The 2,927-nt window shown below is 53.7% G+C and carries 3 protein-coding genes; 1 reads left to right on the top strand and 2 read right to left on the bottom strand.

The genetic code is table 11. The annotated features are described in order from the left end of the window. A partial coding sequence (locus tag A3754_RS13560; RefSeq protein WP_197468652.1) for a glutaminase occupies window positions 1-674 on the bottom strand: 674 nt, incomplete at its 3' end. A gap of 35 nt (window positions 675-709) precedes the next feature. Next, a complete protein-coding gene (locus tag A3754_RS13555) occupies window positions 710-1,867 on the bottom strand; it encodes a DcaP family trimeric outer membrane transporter (RefSeq protein ID WP_231880623.1) in 1,158 nt (385 codons plus the stop codon). A gap of 286 nt (window positions 1,868-2,153) precedes the next feature. Here A3754_RS13555 and A3754_RS13550 point away from each other — a divergent pair. Continuing rightward, window positions 2,154-2,927, top strand: a 774-nt coding sequence (locus tag A3754_RS13550) for an HAD family hydrolase (protein ID WP_063520116.1), incomplete at its 3' end; no start/stop codon positions are given.

The raw sequence follows: 2,927 nt of genomic DNA, 5'->3' as shown, positions 1-2,927 counted from the left end.
GCCTGCAGCGGGTCGCCTTCGATATGGCCGTAGGCATACATCAGGTGAGCAATCGCCTGGTTACGTTGGTTGGTAGCCGCTTCCGACTTGTAGATATCTTCCAACACGGTCAGCTCCCGGCCGGCAAAATCACTGTAGTATCCGAGAATCTTGTTCCAGATTTCGTTGTAGCTTTTTCCGGACACCAGGCTGGTAGTGGTAATCGCACCGGCATTCACCAGCGGGTTCATTTCATGGCCCTGGTGCTGCTCGATGGCATAGATGGAATTGAACACCTGGCCGGTGGCATCCACACCCACATTCTTGGGCAAGACACCAATACCTTTCTCTTCCGTCACCTTGGCCATGGTGAAGACCTTGGAGATAGATTGGATCGACACTTGCGATTCGATGTCACCCACGGAGTAGATCTTGCCATCGACGGTCACCAGCACGATACCGAAGATGTTGGAATCCACTTTGTCGAGCGCCGGGATGTAATCTGCGTTGGCGCCTTCCTTCAGGCCCTTGTACTTGTCGTAGGCCTTCTTCAATTCGGCATTGATGTTCTTTTCAGTGAGCTTGCTGTCCACCGGAGACGCCGCTGGCGCCTCGTTTTCTGCTGAACAGCTGGCGCTTGCCACCGCCAGCATACCGGCAAAAAACAGGCTGAAGAACTTACGTGAATATTGCATTACTCATGCTCCCTCTGAGAGATCCCGGCTTCCACTTAAAGCAGATTGCCACTGGAAAAGCTGTATTTAATGCTGAACTGGACACGGCGGTCGTAGCCGGTAGTGCCGTCGTTAGCCGTACGTTTCCCAAACAAATACTCCATGCCCATCAGCACTTTATCGTTGGGAGTGTGCAGCAAGTTGACAGAGGCGTACTCGCCCTTGTTGAAAGCGTCTGCTGTCTGGAAATCCATATTATCGATTTCTGTGGAGCTATAGCCTACCGAACTGCTGTAGGCATCATTCCAGTAGTGATCGTAGTAAGCGATAAGGCCTGTGAGTGGCACAGCCTTGTAGTCCGGGTCGGCCGCATTACCATCCGGAGCCATATCCACTCCACCATCATTCATGTAGTTAGAAATACCGTTACCGTGGACCACACCCAGGATGATGCGATCCTTTTCAAACATGTTGACTGTGGATGTCAGGTTTACACCCCAGCCCAGTTCACTGTCATCCGGGCTACCATCCGGCCCACCGGGCGTGTCGTAACCCACCTGACGCAGGATACCGGCCACCTGAAAGTGACCCCAGTCTCCCACCTGACGGAAGTGGGCAGTGATATCCGGATATTCGTCATCGCCGGCAGTACCAGGATCAAGGCCACTATCCACGCCACTACCCGGATTTTCGATGGCCACCGCGACGGTAGAATCACCCTTCACCGGCGTCCAGCGAATCTGTGGATTACGGAGGAAAACCATGCCCGACGGACCCCAGTAATCGATCACATTGGGGAATACATCACCGTCCATGAACACACTATTAGTCTGCCCCGCCAAGATGGACTTCCATTCACCGTAGGCATGGCGCAAACGAATCGTTGTCTGACCTTCGTCCGGACCGACGCCAAACATGTCAAATTCAAATTTGGTTGTCAGCTCACTGTCACCGGCCATGGTGCTGGCATTCACACCCAAACGGCTCTGGCGGACACCAATGACAGCTTGGCCATCACTGCCTACCGTGTCTTGGTCATAAGGAATTCGTCCGGGGCGCAAGGTATCTTCCCATTCGGGAGTTACCCGATCGAAACCCTGCACATAATCCACCATCCCGAAGCCGTATACTTCGAAAGAGGAATCCGCCAAGCAAGTGAGAGGAGCGAGAAGTAGCGCAGCACCGAGGGTACGACGGAAAGCGAGAGTACCCATGATCATCATCCCTGTTCATTGTTTTGTTAATCGCCGCCATTCCCGGGCAGAACTGTTGAGCACCCCGAGCTGCAACGTCAAACCTGTGATCCGCCTTCGATAGAAGCACAAATTTTACAGAGTGTCACGATAGTCCCACCCAAAGCTTTTCAAAAAAGTGACGCGTCTTACAGCACCTTAAAAAACACCAGCGCTTGTCTATACTTGTGGTTAGGCTGAACAACATGGCAGCACCCTAATATGACAAGGGTATAACCATCACTGACAACCCACGGGCAAAGTCCTCATGAGCATTCTGCAACTGCCCCATGCACGTCCCGATGTCATTCTTATCGACTGGCATGCCACCCTGGTAGACACCCATGACGCCATGTATCACGCCGTGGATGACATCCTTCCCCAACTGGAAAGTCTTGACCTGTGGGAGCGGCTGCTGGACCCGGATGAATCCAAAACCATTGAAGACGCCAAGCTGCTGATTTATGTGAAAGATCACCATCGTCTGCACCCCAAAATCGTGTCTCAACGGAAGATTTCCCGCACCGATATTTTCGAAGTGCTGTTCGGCAGCGACCAGGATGCCAAAGGCCGTGCCCACCAGGCGTTTGATCAGGCCTACCGGAAATATGTGGCCGAGGTGCATCCACTGGAACCGGACATTCGCCAGCAACTGGAACACCTGCGTGAACTGGGCGTGAAGACCGGGCTGATTTCCAACCGTAAGCGCGAATTTCTGGAACACGAACTGGCGCTGGTGGATGGCACAGGCTGGGAAGATTTGTTTGATGTGGTGGTATGCGGCAGCGATGTGGAGGAACGCAAACCGTCACCACAAATGCTGTTGAAAGCCATGGAGATTCTTGGCAAGAAACCCGCCGAAAGTTGCTGGTACGTGGGCGACAGCACCACCGACGTGATTGCCGCCAAGGAAGCCGGCGTCACCTCCATTTTCTACAATGGCGCGGGCTGGGATCAGGCCTGGCTGGACAAGATTTTCCCGCACACGGTCAAACACCCCCACCGCCCGGATGCCGTGGTCGGCAGTATTGCCGAGCTGACC

This window comes from Alcanivorax sp. HI0083 (assembly GCF_001635175.1).
The sequence above is the reverse complement of the archived record's forward strand: the minus strand, read 5'-3'. Positions and strand labels throughout refer to the sequence as shown.

What these genes read in the sequence shown, in the direction of transcription:
- A3754_RS13555 (WP_231880623.1), bottom strand. Translation starts at nt 1,867, where the DNA reads ATGGGTACTCTCGCTTTCCGTCGTACCCTCGGTGCTGCGCTACTTCTC.